At 54.2% G+C, this 19,704-nt stretch carries 14 protein-coding genes and 2 tRNA genes; 9 read left to right on the top strand and 7 right to left on the bottom strand.

The annotated features are described in order from the left end of the window. The 3 genes from PZH32_RS01525 to PZH32_RS01515 all read right to left on the bottom strand — a co-directional run bounded on the left by PZH32_RS01525 (position 1) and on the right by PZH32_RS01515 (position 4,728). Positions 1-3,942, bottom strand: a complete 3,942-nt coding sequence (locus tag PZH32_RS01525) for a hypothetical protein (RefSeq protein ID WP_275205866.1) — start codon at positions 3,940-3,942, stop codon at positions 1-3. Between the two features lie 508 nt (positions 3,943-4,450). Then, positions 4,451-4,526, bottom strand: a tRNA-Ala gene (locus PZH32_RS01520). 125 nt (positions 4,527-4,651) lie between these two features. Continuing rightward, a tRNA-Ile gene (locus PZH32_RS01515) sits at positions 4,652-4,728 on the bottom strand. Between the two features lie 122 nt (positions 4,729-4,850). Between PZH32_RS01515 and PZH32_RS01510 the strand changes: the two genes are divergently transcribed. Then, positions 4,851-5,378, top strand: a complete 528-nt coding sequence (locus tag PZH32_RS01510) for a bifunctional nuclease family protein (protein ID WP_275205864.1) — start codon at positions 4,851-4,853, stop codon at positions 5,376-5,378. Positions 5,379-5,479: 101 nt separating this feature from the next. On the opposite strand, the gene gyrA is transcribed toward PZH32_RS01510, so the two are convergent. The 4 genes from gyrA to dnaN all read right to left on the bottom strand — a co-directional run bounded on the left by gyrA (position 5,480) and on the right by dnaN (position 12,764). Continuing rightward, entirely contained in the window at positions 5,480-8,281 is a 2,802-nt protein-coding gene (gyrA, locus tag PZH32_RS01505) for a DNA gyrase subunit A (RefSeq protein ID WP_275205863.1), read from the bottom strand. Between the two features lie 71 nt (positions 8,282-8,352). Further along, positions 8,353-10,296, bottom strand: coding sequence for a DNA topoisomerase (ATP-hydrolyzing) subunit B (gene gyrB / locus PZH32_RS01500; protein ID WP_428994007.1), 1,944 nt, complete (start codon positions 10,294-10,296; stop codon positions 8,353-8,355). A 182-nt stretch (positions 10,297-10,478) separates the two neighbouring features. After that, entirely contained in the window at positions 10,479-11,594 is a 1,116-nt protein-coding gene (gene recF / locus PZH32_RS01495; protein WP_275205861.1) for a DNA replication/repair protein RecF, read from the bottom strand. 69 nt (positions 11,595-11,663) lie between these two features. Beyond that, positions 11,664-12,764: a DNA polymerase III subunit beta gene (dnaN, locus tag PZH32_RS01490; protein WP_275205860.1), complete on the bottom strand. Its 1,101-nt coding sequence runs from the start codon at positions 12,762-12,764 to the stop codon at positions 11,664-11,666. Positions 12,765-13,465: 701 nt separating this feature from the next. Here dnaN and PZH32_RS01485 point away from each other — a divergent pair. The 8 genes from PZH32_RS01485 (at position 13,466) to rsmG (ending at position 19,700) form a co-directional block, all read left to right on the top strand. Further along, entirely contained in the window at positions 13,466-14,566 is a 1,101-nt protein-coding gene (locus tag PZH32_RS01485; RefSeq protein ID WP_275205859.1) for an ATP-binding protein, read from the top strand. Positions 14,567-14,637: 71 nt separating this feature from the next. Then, a complete protein-coding gene (gene dnaA / locus PZH32_RS01480; RefSeq protein WP_343074484.1) occupies positions 14,638-16,365 on the top strand; it encodes a chromosomal replication initiator protein DnaA in 1,728 nt (575 codons plus the stop codon). A gap of 362 nt (positions 16,366-16,727) precedes the next feature. Further along, complete coding sequence (rpmH, locus tag PZH32_RS01475; RefSeq protein ID WP_022737978.1) at positions 16,728-16,862, top strand: 50S ribosomal protein L34; 135 nt, start codon at positions 16,728-16,730, stop codon at positions 16,860-16,862. A 9-nt stretch (positions 16,863-16,871) separates the two neighbouring features. Beyond that, the gene (gene rnpA / locus PZH32_RS01470; protein ID WP_275205858.1) at positions 16,872-17,264 is read left to right on the top strand and encodes a ribonuclease P protein component; all 393 of its coding nucleotides are present in this window, start codon (positions 16,872-16,874) and stop codon (positions 17,262-17,264) included. Further along, positions 17,227-17,481 carry a membrane protein insertion efficiency factor YidD gene (yidD, locus tag PZH32_RS01465; protein ID WP_275205857.1) on the top strand — a complete coding sequence of 85 codons (255 nt, stop codon included), beginning with the start codon at positions 17,227-17,229 and terminating at the stop codon, positions 17,479-17,481. Before rnpA ends, yidD begins: the two co-directional genes overlap by 38 nt. A gap of 34 nt (positions 17,482-17,515) precedes the next feature. Beyond that, entirely contained in the window at positions 17,516-18,292 is a 777-nt protein-coding gene (locus PZH32_RS01460) for a YidC/Oxa1 family membrane protein insertase (protein WP_275205856.1), read from the top strand. Positions 18,293-18,390: 98 nt separating this feature from the next. Further along, positions 18,391-18,960: a protein jag gene (locus tag PZH32_RS01455; protein ID WP_275205855.1), complete on the top strand. Its 570-nt coding sequence runs from the start codon at positions 18,391-18,393 to the stop codon at positions 18,958-18,960. Positions 18,961-19,025: 65 nt separating this feature from the next. Next, positions 19,026-19,700 (top strand): 16S rRNA (guanine(527)-N(7))-methyltransferase RsmG, encoded by a 675-nt coding sequence (gene rsmG / locus PZH32_RS01450; protein ID WP_275205854.1) that lies wholly within the window; start codon positions 19,026-19,028, stop codon positions 19,698-19,700. Positions 19,701-19,704: the final 4 nt, after the last annotated feature.

Below are 19,704 nucleotides of genomic sequence, written 5' to 3'. Positions count from 1 at the left end.
CTAGTTAGCTGCCACGGCAGGAGTCTCTTCCGTAGAAAGCTCCAGCTCTTCAGGCGTGTCGGTCTCTACCTTCGTCGTGCGCTTCAAGTAGAGAGCATCTTGAGTGACTTCAACTTCTGTCGCACCCTTTGCGTAGCTGTTCACCACGCTGGTAGAGTAGGCACCCTCATCCTTGTAGGTGTTCTTGAACTTCATGGTTATGTTGGCATCCATACCTACTTCGGCATGGGGCGCATCGGTTTCGAAATTATCGCCGACGGTGTCGACCTCTTCCACAACCACATACCAACCTTCTTTGAGGTGCTCAAGAAGGCGCGTCTGCTCTGCCTCAGAGTCCTTATCGAAGGTCATGGCCAATACGGTTTCGAAAACAGGCTCGGCCGCACCGGGAGTTGTTTTGTTCGCTTCGTAATGGGCCTTACTTTTATATACGACCACTTTGAAAGCCGCCGTTAGCGATCCGTTCTGATTTTCTTTCAGGTCATCGATATTCGACCAAGATTTGTTGATGGTCAGATCGAAATACTTCTCCTCGGGAGGGGTGGGGTCGTCGGGGCCCTCAGTGCCGGGTTCCCGACCAATAACAATCTTGCCATTGCAACCAATGCCGCCGCCGTTATTGTCAGAATAGTTGCCCGCAAAGAATACCGTAGCGGCACTAAAGGCTGCTTGACGGGCCGAGGCACCTGTCTTTTTCCCCTCCGGATCTTCCCTTTGATTCAGGGTAGGCTTGGCTTTCAGTGCCATGAAACGCGTTGCGCTGGCGTAGCCATTTTCCGGGAATTGTTCAATTTCATAAATGTTGTAGTGGCTCGGTGTGCCCGACGACAGCTTGGCTTCCAGCGTCTTGTAAAACGTTGCACCTGTGGTCGGATTACCGTCTTTGTCGTAGAGCGAACCGCCAGGGACCGTATCAGCCTGATACTCGGGCTTGGGCGCGTCAAAGTCAAGGCGGAATGCCAGCTTGATGTATCCAGGCGCGCCGCCATCGTCGTACTTTTTCATTTCAAGAATGACGCCGCCCTCGGAGAGCTCTGTGTTCGCCATATTTATTGGATGAAGGTACGTGCCTAAAAGGTCTTTCTCCAGCTGCGCTAAATCAGTTTCTTGGGGAACGTAAATCCAAGCATATTTCTCAACAGAGGGGTCGGCGAACGCTTGCGTCTCCCCTGTGTTCGGATCCATACCCGTATTAAAACACTTAAGCGTTGCACGAGAGCTACTTCCTGCAGGCGCAAAGGAGAGTTCGGCTTGGCCGTATTTGATGCGCTTAAAGATGGTCGTTGCACGACCGCTCATGAATCCCCACCAATTATAGGATCCACCGCCTAGCATGTCATTGAACACGGCACTTTGTTTTGCACAGAAAAAGTCATCGGAGGAGCCTTCAGGCAAAGCCGTTTTCAAACCACCGAATTCTTGGTTATACCAATATCCCTGGTCAGAAGCCCAGGCATCACCGAATTCGTTTTCGTTGGTGGTATGACCATTTTGTTTTGCCGTGTTGTCAAAGATGGCTGCATCGGAAGTAATAACCGTTCCGTTGGTGCAAGCAGCCACTCCACCGCCCCATCCTTGGGCAGTGTTAGCAGTTACCAGCGGGCTATACACACGCAGGTAACCACCAGACTCCAAGAACAGGCCGCCTCCACCGTAATCAAACGCCGTGCCTGTCGCATTGTTGGTAATGAAGCCCCGCTTGATATAGCTGTCTCCAGAAACAGGCACTTTGTCTTTCAGAGTCGCATCCGGATGGCAGAAGATGCCACCGCCTTCGGAGTAGTCGCAGTAGTTGCCCGCGATGACGGTGCTTTCCACAAACAGATCCGGTTTAGCTTCTCCCGATCCACCTTCACCGGGCAACAACAAACCACCACCAGCATCGGAAGCAAAATTGTTGACTATCTGACCACCGTCAATGCGCGTTATGCCCATCGAGAATACGCCGCCACCACCGCCAGCAAAGATGTTCCACCAGCTGCTGTCAGGCTTGGCCGTTTTGTTCTTTGGATTCCAGTAAGACATGTCACGCATGGCGCGGTTGTTGGAAATATTAGCTTTCTCTTTCAGAAAGAAAGAGTTGCCCGTCTTGTTTGGTGAGGAGTCGGTAAGCTTCGACGAGGGTTTCACATAAACCCCGCCGCCGTCGTTCGCGGCGCGATTGCCAGCAATGACAGCGCTGCCTTGAATCACAAGATCAGTATTGTCCTTGATATAAACACCGCCGCCGTTATACCTGCCATAGTGTTTATTGTCGCTGAATCCATTACCGCCATCGCCGCCGTTTATACACTCCTCTGGATCACCAGCGTAGTTGTTGGCAATGACAGCTTCTCCCCCGACAGTAACGGTGCAGTTATTCGCCCACAGGCCACCACCGTTTTTACTACCTGCACGGGCAATATTTTGAGCCACCACAGCAGTGCCAGAAATGGTCAAGGCGCTGTTCGTTCGTGTTTTACCATCAAAGCGAATACCCGCTCCGTCGCCGTCGTCTTTCTCTTCGTATTTATAACGCCCGTTCCCGACAATGAATCCACCGTTAACGGTCACATTAACACTCGTTCCCTCAACGACATCAGCGTTGATGGCGTGGTAGCCGTTGGTGTTAACAAGCAATCCACCACTCATAGAGAAGTTGCCGCCACGTACCTTGATGAGCGTGAACAGACCCTCACCGATAATGGAACCTGCTTCGTGCATATCGAGCTCCATCGTTGCTCGCTCCTCTGAAGAGGTTCCTGTCGAGCGATCGGTGTCAGAGGTCGACACATAGTAAGTAAGTACCTTCGCTTCATCATCATACGAACCGCTTTGGGCCAGTTCTTCTTGCGCCCATTTTTCAGTTAACGACCAATCCTCGTTTTTAGTCCATGTATCGGGTCCCGTTGTCTTTGCGAACTCCTTCGCTCTCGGTTTGATCCCCACAGAATTTTTATCCGTAAGGGAAAGCTGAGCTCCCGGTCCAACAAGTATCAGGCTCTTGGTCGAATTCCTGAATGCCTCCCCCGCCGATAGGGAATGCCCGTTCAGTTCAATATTTTTCACTCCCTTGACTTCAAGCGTCTCTAATTTCGGAGCAGTAATATCGGCTATTAACTCAACAATGCAAGATTCATTTATCTTCAAGCTGCTCTTGAGTTCTTCCCAGGTTGAAACTTGATGATATTTGCCAATCTCTTCAGCAGTGACGCGAACTACTATTTCCTTGTTCTCGTCAGCGGCGGAAGCCAAGGTGTCCTTGGTTAGAAGATAGGCGCCGTCCTCGCCTTCGAGAGAAGCAGACTTGGAAACGTTGGCGTCTTCACCCTCGGCATCATCAGACGTAGCTTCGGAATCAGAATCAACAACGGGAGACGCAGCAAGGGGAGTAATCTCATCCGCAAGAGTCTCTTCGTCGTCCGTTGTTATTGGCTGCGTTGGCTCCTGATTCCCGACAGAGATGTCCTCGTCAGGGACAACCGTCGAATCATCGACTGATATGTCGTTATCAGAAGCGACAGGTTCATCAACCGGATCAGATCCGTTGCTGTCGGAGGGGTTTTCCAAAGCAGGCGTTTCAATAGGTTTCTCTATTGAAGAGGACTCATCTTCGGGAGTAGTGTCCTGTTTCTCGTTGAACAGGTAAGACACCGCGCCGACTTGATAGACCGCGTTATCCTGAACAACCGCTTCCACGGTAAAAGGGAGATCATAGGCAGTTTTTGCCTCAAAAACATACCCTTGCTGAGCGATGTCTTTTCCCGCCACGCGAACAACAAGTCCCGGGTCGGCATCAAAGCGCACGGTGACGGTCTGATCGACCGCGGGCGGCTCCTCCTCTGGAGCACCAAAGGCCTGAATGTTACTCATGGAGGCAACAAGGGCAGTAGCCGTTATGACGGCGATGGCCTTGCGCCAGGGTGAGGTTTTATGAGCGAAGTCTCGGCTTACTTCTTTCATAGTCTCCACCATTCCTTTTACGTGGGCGCTGTGCGCCCGGTTCCTCGTCTTTCCGCTTTACGCGTCTTCTTGCTTTCCCAAGAAGCACATGAAATGCGTCAATGCGCGAGAGGGCAAGCTCCTTCGCGCATATCGTGTTTTCAGTCTTAAAAGGATACGAACGATGCGTTATTTGTAACTAACGATCAATTCCCCCTTCTGTTCTGTTTTAAGCGAAGTTCTCAAGCCCCCAGATTCCTCGTCTTTCCGCTTGCGACCTGCGCTTATTTGTTTAACGACTGTGAGGATATTGTAAACAAATGCGCCATCAAAAGTCCATAGTCAGCCCGTCAATAGGCATTCCCGAAAGGCGATGACACCAAATTGTTGATTTTCATCATGATCTATAAGATTTTGGGTAATAAAATACTCCGCACACTTTTCGCACACTTGCGCGGGCTCCCCGCACACTTCCCTGGAGAAAAAGAAAAAGGCCAGCCGCCCTATAAGCGACTGACCTGGCAATTCATGGTGGAGCGTAGGGGGATCGAACCCCTGACCTCAGGCTTGCAAAGCCCGCGCTCTCCCAGCTGAGCTAACGCCCCATGAAGGACTTCTTCTTGTTTTAGCATTCAGGATAGTTTGATGAAATGGGAACAAACCGTCCCGAAATATAATAAACGCTCCACCGGCTAACTCGGCTCACGGTGGAGCGTTTATCGCTAAAAAATGGTGGGCCCGAATGGATTTGAACCAGCGACCTCACGCTTATCAGGCGTGCGCTCTAACCAACTGAGCTACGGGCCCTTGAAAAAGTGCTTGACTATCTTACGCCACAAGCAGCGCCAGGGTCAAGGAAAATTTTGCCGTTTTGTAAAAAGAGTCAGGATGGCGGCAAACGGTAAACGTGGCACAATAAAAGAAACCTGATGGAAGGATTCGCTATGGTGCCGTTGAAAGTTCTTACCCTGGTTGTGGCCGGCCAGGGGCAGCCCTCGGTGCTGGTGCTGCAGCCCGTTGAAGACACCCCGGTAGGCAAGGCGCGTATTATTCCTATTTGGGTAGGCCCCTCAGAGGCCGCGCAAATTGGCATGGCGCTGGAACAGGTTAAATTCCAGCGCCCTATGACTCACGACCTCTTCCTTGACGCCCTTACCAACCTTGATGCGCGCATCGACTCCATGGTCATCACCCGCGCCAAGGGGCAGATGTTCTTCTCGGAACTCACCCTTAACCAGGCGGGGCGCCTTATTCGCCTGGATGCCCGGCCCAGCGACGCCGTCTCACTGGCCCTGCGCCAAGGAGCCCCTCTTTATATAGAAGAGGAAGTGCTCGATCAGGCATCCTTTCCCTTCCTTTTCAAAGGTGAGCATCAATCAGAGGAAGAGTTGGCCGAGTTCAAAACTTTCCTCGATCATTTGTCCCCTGAGGACTTCGAGGATATCGAAGGCTTGTAGGCTCTCGCAACAGGCTCGAACAGCAAGAAGGGCCGCGCTCCTAAGGGAGCGCGGCCCTTCTCTTGTTGCAGCAGTATCGAAGGAGTACCGGGAACTAACTCCTACTCTTCGCCCTCTCCGTCGCCGTCAAGGTCGTCGATGGCAAGAGCGCCGTCTTCGCTCTCCTCAATGAGCTCAAGCTGGTCCTCGTTATCGTTCGCCACGGGCTTGGCCTTTTTCTTGCCCGTGGAAGAAATAGCCACAGCGCAAACGCGGTCCTTGTCAGCCACGTTCATGACCTTCACGCCCTGGGTGGAGCGACCCAGCTCAGAGATGCCCTTCACCGGGGTGCGTACAATGACGCCCTCTTCGGACACAATCATGATCTCGTCATCGGGGCCGACAATCTTCATAACCGCCAGCAGACCCTTCTTCTGCGTCATAGTAATAGTGTAGACGCCCTGGCCGCCGCGATGATGCTCGGGATACTCCTCAATCTTCGTGCGCTTGCCGAAGCCCTTCTCGGTAATCACAAACAGATCGGTGCCGGGGCGGGCAATTTCCATGCCCAGCACATGGGCATCGGCAGGCACGTTCATGCCGCGCACGCCCTGGGTGCCGCGGCCCATGGCACGAGCCTCGGACTCATCCCACAGGATGGCCTTGCCGGCGCTGGACACCATAATGACCTTCTCACCGGGAGCCACGCGCTTCACCGAGATCAACTCGTCGCCATCCTTCAGGTTGATGGCAATGAGGCCGTCGCGGCGGGTGCGGTCGTACTGGTCCATGGACGTCTTCTTCACGTTGCCCTGGGCGGTGGCGAACATGAGGAACTCGTTGGCCGGGAATTCCTTCGTGGCAATAACCGCCGAGATGGACTCGCCCTTCTCCAGCGGCAACAGGTTCACGATGGCCGTGCCGCGGGCATGGCGGGATGCCTCGGGGATCTCGTACACCTTGAGGCGGTAGACCTTGCCCTTGGTGGAGAAGAACAGCATGTAGGAGTGCGTAGACGCCACGAACAGGTGCTCCACGAAGTCGGCGTCCTTCAAGTTCACGCCCTGCATGCCCTTGCCGCCGCGCTTCTGCTGTCGATAGGTGCTGACGGGCAGACGCTTGATGTAGCCGGCCTTGGTCATGGTGACCACCATGTTCTCATCGGCGATGAGGTCCTCGACCTCGATGTCCTTGGCCTCGGCGGCAATGCGAGTGCGGCGAGGGCTGCCGTACTTCTTCTTGATTTCCTGCAGCTCCTCCTTGATAACCTGCTTCAACAGGTTCTCGTCGGCCAGGATACTCTTGTAGTAGGCAATCTTCTCGCGCAGCTCGGCCAGCTCTTCCTCAATCTTGGTGCGCTCCAAGCCGGTCAGACGGCGCAGGCGCATCTCCAGGATGGCGTCGGTCTGCTTCTTCGACAGGCCGAAGCGCTCAGTCAGGCGCGCGGCGGCTTCCTTGTCAGTTTCCGACGAGCGAATGATATGGATGACCTCGTCGATATTGTCGAGGGCGATGATGTAGCCCTCGAGGATGTGCTCGCGCTCCTCGGCCTTCGCCAGCTCGTAGCGCGTGCGACGGGTGACCACGTCTTTCTGGTGCTCGATATAGTAGAAGAGGATTTCCTTGAGCGAGAGCACGCGCGGAGTGCCGTTGACCAGGGCCAGCATGTTAGCGCCGAAGCCCACCTGCAGCTGCGTGTGCTTGTACAGCTTGTTGAGCACCACCTGGGGAATGGCGTTGGCCTTCAGGTCGATGATGATGTCGATGCCCTTGCGGTCGGCGGCGTCGTGGATGTTGCTGATTTCCGGCAGCTTCTTGTCGCGCACCAACTCGCCCAGCTTCTCCAGCAGGCGCTTACGATTCACCTGGTAGGGAATCTCCTTCACCACAATGGAGGCACGGCCGTTCTTCTTCTCCTCAATGGCGCACTTGGCGCGGATGGTCATGTTGCCGTGGCCGGTCTCGTAGGCATCCAGGATGCCCTTCTTGCCCATGATAAGGCCGCCGGTGGGGAAGTCGGGGCCCGGCATAACCTGGAGCAGCTCTTCTGTGGTGACGTCGGGGTTGTCCATCATGAGGCAAGTAGCGTCGATGGTCTCGCCCAGGTTGTGGGGCGGGATATTCGTGGCCATACCAACGGCAATACCGTTCGAGCCGTTGACCAGCAGGTTCGGGAAACGAGAAGGCAGAACCGTGGGCTCCTGCAAGCTCTCGTCGTAGTTGGGCTGGAAGTCGACGGTTTCCTTGTCCAAGTCGCGCAGCAGCTCCATGGCCGGCTTATCCAGACGGGCCTCGGTGTAACGCATGGCAGCGGCGGAGTCGCCGTCGATGGAGCCGAAGTTGCCGTGGCCGTCGATGAGGGGCAGGCGCAGGCTGAAAGGCTGGGCCAGGCGCACCATGGTGTCGTACACAGCGGAGTCGCCATGGGGGTGGTACTTGCCGATAACGTCACCAACGGTACGAGCCGACTTCATGTGCGGCTTGCTAGGCGTATAGCCCGACTCGTTCATGGCGTACAGGATGCGGCGGTGTACCGGCTTCAAGCCGTCGCGCACGTCCGGCAGGGCGCGGGACACAATAACGGACATGGAGTACTCGAGGAACGAGGTCTGCATCTCCTTGCCCAGGAAGGCCGCGCGCACGGTCGTACCTTCGCCGCCATTGGCTCCTTCGATAATGGAACCATGGGGGTTCGGCATATCGACGAGCAGAGAGCGTGCCTTCTCCTCCTCGGAGATGACGTGCTTCACGTCGGATTCCTCATCGATGGTAGAGCTGGCCGAGGCAAGTTCCGCTTCCTCGTCGGCTTCTTCATCGGTATCGACATCTTCGGCCAGGTAGGCGGCGTCTTCCTCGGCCGCTTCTACCTCGTCGCGCTCCTCAGCGTCGTCGAAGTCGTCGAAATCATCAAAATTATCAGCCATTAGTTTCCTTTCTTGTCAGAAACATAGTGGTTCGTAAAGATCAATGGGATTCCGCCCAGGCGAACGGAACCTTAAATATCCAGGAAGCGGACGTCGCGGGCGTGCTTCTGGATGAACTCCTTACGGGGCTCCACCTGGTCTCCCATGAGCTCGGAGACCACGCGCTCGGCCTCGACGGCGTCGTCGATGTTCACCTGCAGCAACGTACGGGTAGCCGGCTCCATGGTGGTTTCCCACAGCTGCTCGGGGTCCATCTCGCCGAGACCCTTGTAGCGCTGCACGTCGAACTTGCCGGGGTCCGGGTATTCAGCCAGCGTGGCAGAAAGCGCCTTCTCGTCGTAGATGTAGCGCTCCACCTTGGGGCTGCGGGAATTCTTCTTCTTCAGGCCGAAGATAGGAGGCTGGGCGATGTAGATGTAGCCCAGGTTGATGAGCTCGGGCATGTAGCGATAGAAGAAGGTAAGCAGCAGGCAGCGGATATGGGCGCCGTCAACGTCAGCATCGGTCATGATGATGATGCGGTGGTAGCGAGCCTTCTCGGCGTCAAAGTCCTCGCCGATGTTCGTGCCGATGGCGGTAATGAGGCTGCTGATGGTGTCGGAAGACAGCGAGCGATGCAAACCGGCGCGCTCCACGTTCAGGATCTTACCGCGCAGCGGCAGGATAGCCTGGAACTTACGGTCGCGGGCCTGCTTCGCCGAGCCACCTGCCGAGTCACCCTCTACAATGAAGATTTCGGACTGGCTGGCGTCCTTGCTGGCGCAGTCGGCCAGCTTGCCGGGCATGCTGAACGAGTCGAGCACGTTCTTACGGCGCGTCATTTCACGGGCCTTGCGAGCGGCCTCACGGGCCTTCAGGGCCTGAGTGGCCTTGCCGATGATGCGCTTGGCCGGGGTGGGGTTCTCCTCCAGGTACTCGGCCAAACCCTGGGTAACGGCATTCTGTACCAGCGGACGAATCTCGGTGTTGCCCAGCTTCGTCTTCGTCTGGCCCTCGAACTGCGGGTCATGCAGCTTCACCGAGATGATGGCGGCCAAACCTTCGCGCGCGTCCTCGCCGGAGAGGTTGGAGTCCTTCTCCTTCAGCAGGCCCTTGCTGCGTGCGTAGTCATTGATGGTACGGGTGATGGCCTGCTTGAAGCCGTCCATGTGCGTACCACCCTCATGGGTGTTGATGTTGTTGGCGAAGGCCATGACCGAATTGGTGGAGTAGGAGCTGGACCACTGCAGGGCCACCTCCACCGTGCCGTCGGCATTCTCGGCCTCAAAGTAGATGGGCTTGTTCAGCGTTTCCTTGCCCTCGTTCAGGAACTTCACGAAGTCAACGATGCCACCCATGGCCTGGAACACCTCGGTACGCGGGTTGCCCTCGGCGTCGGTAACGCGCTCGTCGATGAGGATGATCTTCAGACCGCGATTGAGGAAGGCCATCTCGCGGAAGCGAGCCGCCAGGGTATCGTAGTCGTACACCGTGGTCTCGGTGAAGATCTCCGGATCGGGCCAGAAGGTGACCGTGGTACCAGTGTGCTTGGCCTTGCCAATCTCGTGCAGCTTCGTCTTCGTCTTGCCGTGATCGAAGTCGATCTCGTACTCGACGCCGTCACGACGCACCTGCACCTCCACCTTCGTGGACAGAGCGTTCACAACCGAAACGCCCACGCCGTGCAGGCCGCCGGACACCTTATAGCCCTCGCCGCCGAACTTACCGCCAGCGTGGAGGATGGTCAGAACCACCTCAACGGTGGGAATTTTCTCCTTGGGATGCTTGTCTACGGGAATGCCGCGGCCGTTGTCCTCGCAGGAGATTGAGTTGTCGGGATGAATCGTTACTTTAATAGTGTCGCAGTAACCGGCCAAGGCCTCGTCGACCGAGTTGTCGACAACCTCGTACACCAGATGATGCAAGCCGCGGGGGCCCGTCGATCCAATGTACATACCTGGGCGTTTGCGAACGGCCTCAAGTCCTTCGAGAACTTGAATGTCAGAACCGTCGTAGTGATCTGGTTTGTTTGCCACTGACACGCTCCTTCTGTCTCTAAGCATAAAAATGCGCCTTAGTATGGCGCTGATTCTGTGTCAATTATAACAGATACCCCTGGATTTGCGACCAACAAGGCTTAAATGGCTTGTTTTAAGGCGTTCTAAGCTATGGTTTACCATTTTTACGGGATAACTACTGAAAAATTGAAAGTTATGGTTTAGATATGATCTGATGCCGTCAATGGCAAGTGACGCACATCGCTGCGCTCCAACATGCCCTGATCGAAATAAGCCAAGTTGGCAGTAGTAAGGAAAGTTTGGCTTCCTTCGGCAATATGGGCCACCAGCGCTTCACGGCGCTGGCCGTCCAGTTCGCTCATGACGTCATCGAGAAGGAGAACCGGCTTTTGCTCGAGAATATCCTCGATAACCGCCGCTTCTGCCAATTTATAGGCCAGCACAATCGATCGCTGTTGTCCCTGGCTCCCAAAGAGTGAGGCGTCCTGCCCATCCAGGGTGAACACAAGGTGATCGGCATGGGGTCCCACGACGGCCCGACGGCGAGCTTGCTCCTCCCCCGCGCGCTCATGAAGCGCGCGGGCCAACGCCTCGCGGACTGTTTCACGTGAAATCATTCCATTTTCATCAGGGGTTTCACTCCAAGAAGGCACATACTGCATGCCCAGCACTTCTCTTCCGCTGGAGATGCCATCGTAGAGAGAAACGAGCGGTGTTACCAGACGGCGAAAGAGGGCGTCCCGGTAGCACACCAGCTGGGACCCTACCGTGATGAGCATTTCATCGATCGTGGCCAAGAGTGCCGGCGCGGCTTCTTCCTTCAGAAGGCGATTCTTATGGCGAATCACCTTCTCGTAGTCGCGGCGAACAATATAGTAGTTCTTGTTTACCTGCGACCCAAGAGCATCCAACGCTGCACGCCGCTTCGTCATAGACCCTTTGACCAGGTCTAAGTCGTCGGGAGTGAAGATAACGGAAGGAACAAGCCCCTTTAAATCAGCGGGGCGTTTCGCCTTCCCGTTCAACTGGTACTTCTTACTGTGCCCTTCCAGGGTAAGCGCCATAGCAAGCTGGCGGTTTCCATCGGAGATTGACGCTTCCAGGCGCCCCCGTTCCTGTCCATGGCGAACGAGCTGCTCGATAGTGGCATGGCGAAAGGAACTGAGCGCCGTCAGCAGCTGCACTCCTTCGATAATGTTCGTTTTGCCAATGGCATTTTCGCCCACCAGTACCGTCACATCACCCAGGTTTTCCAGGGTGGCGTGGTCGTAGTTGCGAAAATCCCGCAACGTCAGGCTTTCGATGCGCAGTGTCAAACAGCACCTTCTATTCGCGCGCCGGCAGCGTTGGAAGAGGCGCGCCGGCACTCTTTGATTCTGGAACCTTTAGGAAAGGCGTACCGGCATGACCAGATACAGGAAGTTTTCCGGCTCCAACGCACGGAAAATACCCGGTTTCAGGGAAGACTGAACTTCAAGATACACCTGATCAGTGGCAATCGATCCCAACCCGTCCAACACGTAGGCGTAGTTGAATGCAATCTCAACGTCTTCACCCTCGATGGTGCAGGGAAGAATTTCCTGAGCACTGCCAATATCTTGGCTGGCCGCGGTGATCTGCGCCGTTTGAGAATCCTGATTCAAATCGAAGCGCACCGGAGAGGAGGCTGAACCCAGCAATGAGGCACGTTTCACGCTAGCCACCAGTTTGTCCACGTCAAGGGTAGCGCGCGTGGTATAGGAATCGGGAAGGAGCTGCTTGTAGTTGGGGAAGTTACCCTCAATACGGCGGTTAATGAACACCGTATCTTCGCAGGTAACCACAATCTGGTTGTCGGCCAGAGCCAAGGAAACCGGTGCCTCGGTTTTGGGTAGAGAGGCAATTTCGGACAGGAAGTTGCCCGAAATAACGGCTTGGAATTCATCTGCTGAAGCCTCTGGAAGCGGAGCATCTGTGATGGCCAAGCGGTAGGAGTCGGTTGCCACCATGCGAAGAACCCCTGCCTCCAGGGTAATAAGCACGCCGGTCAAGATAGCACGGCTTTCATCACGCGACACCACACGGGACACGCGCTTGACCATGGTCGCGAACTGATGGAAGGGGATCTCAATTTTCTGATGAGTATCCACCTGGGGGAAGCCGGGGAAGTCCTCGGCATTCAATGCGCGAATAGAGAAAGAAGAGGTGTCGCAAGTAATGAACGCCTGCTCTTCGGCTGCTTCCACATGCACAGCCGCGTCGGGCAGGTTCTTAATAATGTCCGAGAACAGTTTGCCCGGCACTACCGTGCGGCCCTCTTCCTCCACCAGGGCCGCCACCGAATACTGAATAGAAAGTTCCAAGTCGGTAGCTTGCAAGATAATGCGATCCTGCGTGGCCTCAATAAGAACACCGGCCAAAACCGGCAGGGTAGACCGCGTGGAGACGCCCTTTGCCACAATGGAAAGCGCGTTAGCTAATTCGGTGCGGTTGATGCTGAATTTCAAAGGCGTCCCTTTCTCGCTGGGGGATAAGAGCACGGAATAATGCTTAGTTAGGTATCGGGACGCTATTATAGCGTCTCCCTTCGTTGAATAATTCTTCCACTTATCCCCAAAAAGTCTTTTAGTTTTTGGGGATAAGGTGGAAAACTCCCTCTTTGCCCCGTGAAAGTGGTGCAAAACCCCTTTTTACACTCTGTTAAAGTCTCCACCAACTTCTACACCCTGACGGTTTAGAAGTTTTTAACGAGGATATGCTGTTCAGAGAAACACCTATTTGAACTGGGGTTTCATTAAAATGACAAAATTAGTAACAATTGAGGCAAACTTCTGTTCGAAGAATTAGCTTTACTATTCTCATATCTCCTCTTTTCACCCCAAAGAACAGCAGATGAGCAAATCGAACGGTTTTGTCAAGGAAAATCGGAGAAGTTTTTCACCAAAAGCTTTCTTTTCCCCGTTTTTCTAATTCTGAAATATTCACTGTTTTCCACTTTTAATGAATAAATTGGGTATAACTCTGAATTCCTTTGGAAATACCTGGTTATTACCGCATGAATTTTCAACAAATCCTGAATACTCGGTGAATTATTAACCGAACGCCAAGAAAGGCGCAGGAAAACATAGGTTTAATCTTGGAAACACGCTACAATACCTTTGAAAAGTCCGGAAAACGATGAATGAACGCTGAACAAAACGGAACGATCTTGGAAACTTTCAACGAAAACCCCGAACAGAATGAAGAGACCGCGGAAGCGGCTCTTTTCGACTATAGCTTTGTCGAGACCACCGGGCGTATTGCCCTTTATGACGACCTGCGCAGCGCGCCGCGCGTCATTGATATCCCCCCTTCGGAGACGGCCGCCTATATTGAAGCGCTCGCCTCGAACATTTACGAACAGGCACGCGGTGCGGGAGGATCGATCCCCTACTCCGTCATTCGCGAAGTATCGGAGAATTTCATTCACGCGCGCTTTCGTGAGGTGGTGGTCTCCATCCTCGATCACGGCAATACTATCCGCTTCGCCGATCACGGCCCGGGCATTCCTGCCAAGGAAAAAGCCCAGATGCCAGGATTCACCTCGGCATCCGAGCCCATGAAGCAGTACATTCGCGGTGTTGGTTCAGGGTTACCCCTGGTCAGGGACTATATGGAGTCGTTTCGCGGCACCATTACCATCGACGACAACCTTGGCACCGGAGCCGTGGTTACCGTCAGTTTGGTCCACGACCCTCTCGATGACCCGGCCGCCCTCGAACAAGAATTGCAGCGCGAGCAGCAAGCTTTCGCCGAGACTGCTTTGCAAGCGGCACCATCCATGGCGGCCGCCAGCGCTCCCGGTGCAGCGCCGACCTTGGGAGCCGCTGCCGCTTCGATGGCCCCCGCGGTGCCGGCGAATGCCTATCCTGCGGCCCCCTACCCCGTGACAGCGGCGCCGGCAGTGCAGCCCGGTATGGCCCAGCCTCTGGCGACCGCACCCATGGCGGCGGCCCCGGTAGCCCAACCCTACCCCGTCCAGCCAGCGGCACAGCCCGGCTATCCTGCCTACCCCGCAGCTCCGGCCTACGGCTACGGCGTCCCTGGCGCCCTGGCCGGACCCCCTCTTTCCGATCGCGAGCGCGAATTTCTGAAGTACTTCCTCTCGGAGGGCATCCTGGGTATTACGGACATGAAGAACATCACCGGACACCCAGGCTCTACGGTCCACACCACCATGGAAAAGCTTCAGGAAGCAGGGCTTATCGGCCGCGTCGGGCAGAAACGCGCCCTCACTCCTTATGGCGAGCAAGTCGCCCGCAGCATATAGAGCCCCTATCACTTTGTTACAATAATGCCCCTATCCAGGCGCACACCGACCTTTAACCCCTACGGGAGAGCATGATGGACAGCGAAAAACTCAATGAACAATGGTATGGCGTATGCGCCCAGGTCAAAAGCTATCCCAGTATTGACGCCTCCCAGGTAGACGCCTTCTTTTCGCGCCTTGAGCCCCAAGCTATGAGCGAGGGGTTCCTCATGCTGACGGCCGACAACGACTTTATTAAAACCTGGGTAGAGCAAAACTACCTTGAGGTTATCAAGCAAGCGCTGTTCGACCTTCGCGGTAACCCCTACACCGTTGCGCTGGCTGTCGATCCTACCCAGGAGCAGCGCAAAGCTGCCCAAGCGGCCACCCCGGCCAGCACACCGGCGGCGCAATCTCCTGCTTCCTACCCCGAGCCAGGGGCATTTTCTGCGCCAGCAATGTCTCAAGCTCCGACGCGGAGGCCCTACGACCAGGAGACCCCTTCTTTCTCCCCGACTTCACACGAGAATGACCGAGGAATGATGAATTCGTTTTCACCAGCTCCTGCAACCTCGGCCCCAGGGCATCAATCGGCGCCAGCTTACGGGCATCCCTATTCGGGAGCCGCTCCTCAACCGGCGGCGGCACCTTCCCCTTACATGCCCTCCTACGACGAAAGCTCCCTTGTTGACCACTATTCGCCTGAAGCACCAGCGGCGCGCGAAAGCGGAAGTGCGGCTGCCTCTGGAGGCAATCGCTCTGCGAATCCCTCTTCAACGCTGACTTTTGGCAATTACGTTATTGGCGACTCCAACCGCATGGCCTATTCCATGTCCGTCGAAGTTGCTGAATCACCTGGTCGCACTCCTCTGAACCCGCTCTTCCTCTATGGCAAGAGCGGCTTGGGCAAAACCCACCTGATGCGCGCCATTCAGAATTACGTCGAGGAGACGCGCCCCAATCTGAGAACTGTGTACGTCGACTCTGCTGATTTCCTGTCGCGCTACACTGAAGCAGCTCAGGCCCACGACCGCGAAAAGGCCAGCTTCAAGAACTTCAAAACCTACTACGAGGAAGCCGATGTGCTGCTCATCGACGATGTGCAGTACCTGCAGGGTAAAAGCCAGACCCTCGATATTGTGTTTCAGCTGTTCAACACCTTGACCAATCAGGGAAAGCAGGTCGTTCTCTCTGCCGACCGCGCCCCTAAGAACATCGATATCGACGAGCGTTACACCTCTCGCTTCAATGGGGGCGGCGTCATCGAGATCAATCCGCCCGAAATCGAGACTAAGCTAGGCATCGTCAAGTCTTTCATTAACAATTACAGTCAAGATGAAGGATTTGGCCACTTCGAGGTCTCGGACGAAGTGCAGCTCTACATTGCCGAGAATTCAAGCTCCAACATCCGCGAGCTTAAGAGCGCCGTTACGAAGGTTATCTATCAGATGACCCTTTCCGAGCAGGCAGACATGACTATCGAGGAGGTGCGCCTCCTGCTGCAGAACCATTTCTCCGGCGGCGCTTCCCGCAACCTGGCCGTCAGCGATATTCAGCGAGAGGTAGAGAGCTTCTTCAAGGTGTCTCACAACGATCTGGTGGGTCCGAAGCGCGCGCGCTCTATTGTTTACCCGCGGCAAATTGCTATTTACCTGTGCCGTCAGTTGCTCGACCTGCCCTATCAGGACATCGGCCTCAAATTCAACCGCGATCACACCACCGCCATGCACTCGGTTTCCATGGTCGAGGAGATGATGAAGAAAGACCGCGGCGTCCAGGAAGAAATTGAAGCTTTGCGCAAGCGAATTCGTGAACTTTAGTGCATAACTAAGGGGATTAACGGGGAAAGACAAGGGTACAACTCAGGTTTTATCCACGAATTCGGGACTACTGGTGGGCGACGGAGCCGGGTGCCGGTGGATGAGCGTTACAAACTTCTCACGAGTTAAGAACCGCTAAAAAGGATGTTCTACCAGCAGAAAGAGAACCTTTCTCACAAACTAACCGCCTTTATTGTTACTACTATCTCTTCTTTATTTCTTTTTTAAAGAAACTCTAACCTATCCTTTCTCCTTGGTCGTTCCCACAACCGAGCGATTTCACCATGAAGCCCCGTTGACACGGGTTCTTTGTGGTATATAATTTGAAAGCTACTCTTTGAACCACGAAAGGGAAAGAAACAATGAAACGCACCTACCAACCCAATAAACGCAAGCGCGCCAAGTGCCACGGCTTCCGTGCCCGTATGGCTACCAAGGGCGGCCGCGCTGTTCTCGCTTCTCGTCGTGCTAAGGGGCGCAAGCGCCTGACCGTCTAGGGAACTCGATTGGAAACTATCAAGTCCAGTATTGAGATCTCCGAACTCTTCGCAAAGGGAAGACGAATCAAAACTCCTTTTGTCACCCTCATTGTGAAGAAGCATTTTCAAGAGAAGTCCTTCGGGGACGATGAGCAACACGGCCCTTCCGGTCGTGTTGCTTTTATTGCTGGGAAAAAACTCGGTAATGCTGTCTGGCGAAACCGAGCGAAACGTCGCATGAGGGCTGTTTGCCAGTCGCTTGGCGGTCCTTGGCAAGGATACGACGTTATATTTCTCGCGAAATCGTCCGTCTGCGAGACATCTTATAGTAAAGTGCTGAAAGCATGTGAAGGAGCTGTCGAGCGCCTTGCTTCAGGGAAGGATGGGCGTGTCGTTGAAAAAAGTGCTCATAGCCATTAAGAAGCTCCCAACGCTTGTCGCGCTGGGACTTATCATGTTTTATCGAGCGGCTATTTCCCCGATGCTTCCTGCTTCTTGCCGGTTTGTTCCCACATGCTCCGAGTACGGTCTCATCGCCTTCAAGCGCTACGGATTCTGCAAAGGATTCGTGCTCACGGCGAAGCGGATCCTGAAATGCCATCCAGGAGGACCCCACGGCTACGATCCCGTACCGTAAGTCCTCTGCGATAACAAACTGAGAAGGAAACACTATGTGGGACATCTTTAAGGATTGGATCTTCGACGTTATCCAGTTCTTCTACGGGTTCTGCCACGATTGGGGCCTTGCCATCATTGTGGTTACGATCATCTTCCGTATTATCGTCGCCCCTCTTATGCACAAGCAGGCTCGTTCGTCGTACGATATGCAGAAGGTGCAGCCTAAGATCCAGGCCCTTAAGGATCGATTCCCTGATGATCCTACCCGTCAGTCTCAGGAAATGCAGAAGATCTATGCTGAGATGAAGTTCAATCCCCTCGCCGGGTGCCTTCCTATTCTTCTGCAGATGCCTATCTTTATTGCCCTGTTCCAGGTTCTTCGCGAAATGGGCGACCGTGTGCAGGACAGCTCTTACAGCTTCTACAACCTGGTGCCCAACTTGGTTACTACACCCTCTCAGGCATTTTCTGAAGGATTTGGAACATTTGTTCCTTACTTGATCCTGATGGTTATCTTCGCCGGTGCGACTTTCTTGCCCATGATTCTGCAGCAGTTGCGCACTGAGAATACGCAGCAGCGTAATCAGACGCTTCTCATGGGCGGCATCATGTCCCTCATGATGCTTTGGATCTCCTGGGGTTCGCCTGCCGGTGTACTTCTCTTCTGGGGCGTCTCCTCGTTGATTGGTGTGGCGCAGAACCAGCTTACGTTGGCTCACTGCCGCGCCCAGGATCGCCGTAAGGCTGAGGAAGAAGCGCTGGTTGTTAAGCCCGTCGAGGTTAATGTTACTCGCAAAGAGAAGAAGCCTCGACCCAAGAAGAAGCGCTAACTTTGTTGTTCAAGGCACTGTTTCACGTGAAACAGTGCCTTTATTTGTTCGCAGATCCCAGTATCCGCTGCGAAACTCATTATGGTTAGGAGTGCGTTATGGCCGATGAATTAGTAACTGAAGTCGAAGAGGAACCAGTTGTAGAGTCTGGTGAAACTCAGGTAGTTGAGGAGACGGAGGAATCGGATGAGCTTGTCGTGACTGATGAGATGCTCGACAATATCGCTGATACTGCGATCGCGGCTCTCCAAGATATTCTTCAATACTTCAATGTCGGTGATATTACGATCGATGAATATGAAGGGGAAGATGGAGAGCTGATTCTTGATATCAGCGGAGATGACATGGCTGTTTTGATTGGGCGTCATGGCAAGACCTTGGATGCTCTTCAGTTTATTGTCTCGATGATCACTATTCGTACCATTGGCTTCCGCTATCCTGTTGTTGTGGACGTGGAGGGGTACAAGAATCGTCAACGTCAGAAGTTGGAGTCGATCGCTCACTCTTCTGCCAATCGTGCTGCGAGCCAGCATCGCAAAGTAGGTCTTCGTCCGATGACCCCTTACGAGCGTCGTATCGTTCACATTGCTCTGCGTGATGACGATCGTGTTGAGACTGTTTCCGAGGGCGAGGGTTCTGCCCGTCATGTAGTCATCGTTCCCCGGTAGTATTGTTTTAGCCTAAAAATAAGGGGAGCTTCGGCTCCCCTTATTTGTATTGGAAAAGAGGCAAGGTGGATTCTGGTCAGGCTCAGGTACTTTGTGAACAGTATCTTGATGGTGTCCTAGAGATAAACAAGACGACAAATCTTACCCGCATTGATAATCGAGAGGAAGCGCTTGTTCTACATATTGAGGATTCCCTTGTTGGCTTGCCGGAGATCAACGAAGCTCCTGAGGGGAAATATGCAGATTTAGGCTCCGGCGGCGGTTTTCCAGGTGTTCCCTTAGCACTCTACACCGGGCGAGACACACTGTTGGTCGACTCAGTGAAGAAAAAAATGCGACTCGTCTCCGAACTTATTGCGAGTCTGGGATGCTCTGATGCTATTCATGTTTATGATGGACGCATTGAAGATCTCGCTAAAGAGCATAAGGGCGAATTTGCCGTTCTGACAGCAAGAGCTCTATCTCGACTTGTGTCCCTCTTGGAGTTAGCTTCGCCTCTTCTCATGAAGAAGGGTCGTCTTGTTTGCTATAAAGCAGATATTACGGAAGAGGAAGTTGATGAAGCTCAAGCAGTTGCTTCTCTTTTGGGGATGAAGTTGCTGTCTAGAAGAGAAACAGTTTTAAGTGATGGTGAAACTAAAAGAACCATCCTTACCTATGAAAAGATTGGTCCTGCTCGATTGAAACTTCCTCGCCGCGTAGGAATGGCTCAGAGGAATCCTTTGCGTCCTAGAGATTGATGTT

It is taken from the genome of Adlercreutzia equolifaciens (assembly GCF_029076695.1).
Lineage (GTDB): Bacteria > Actinomycetota > Coriobacteriia > Coriobacteriales > Eggerthellaceae > Adlercreutzia > Adlercreutzia equolifaciens_A.
This window is presented reverse-complemented; position numbering and strand designations above follow the sequence as displayed.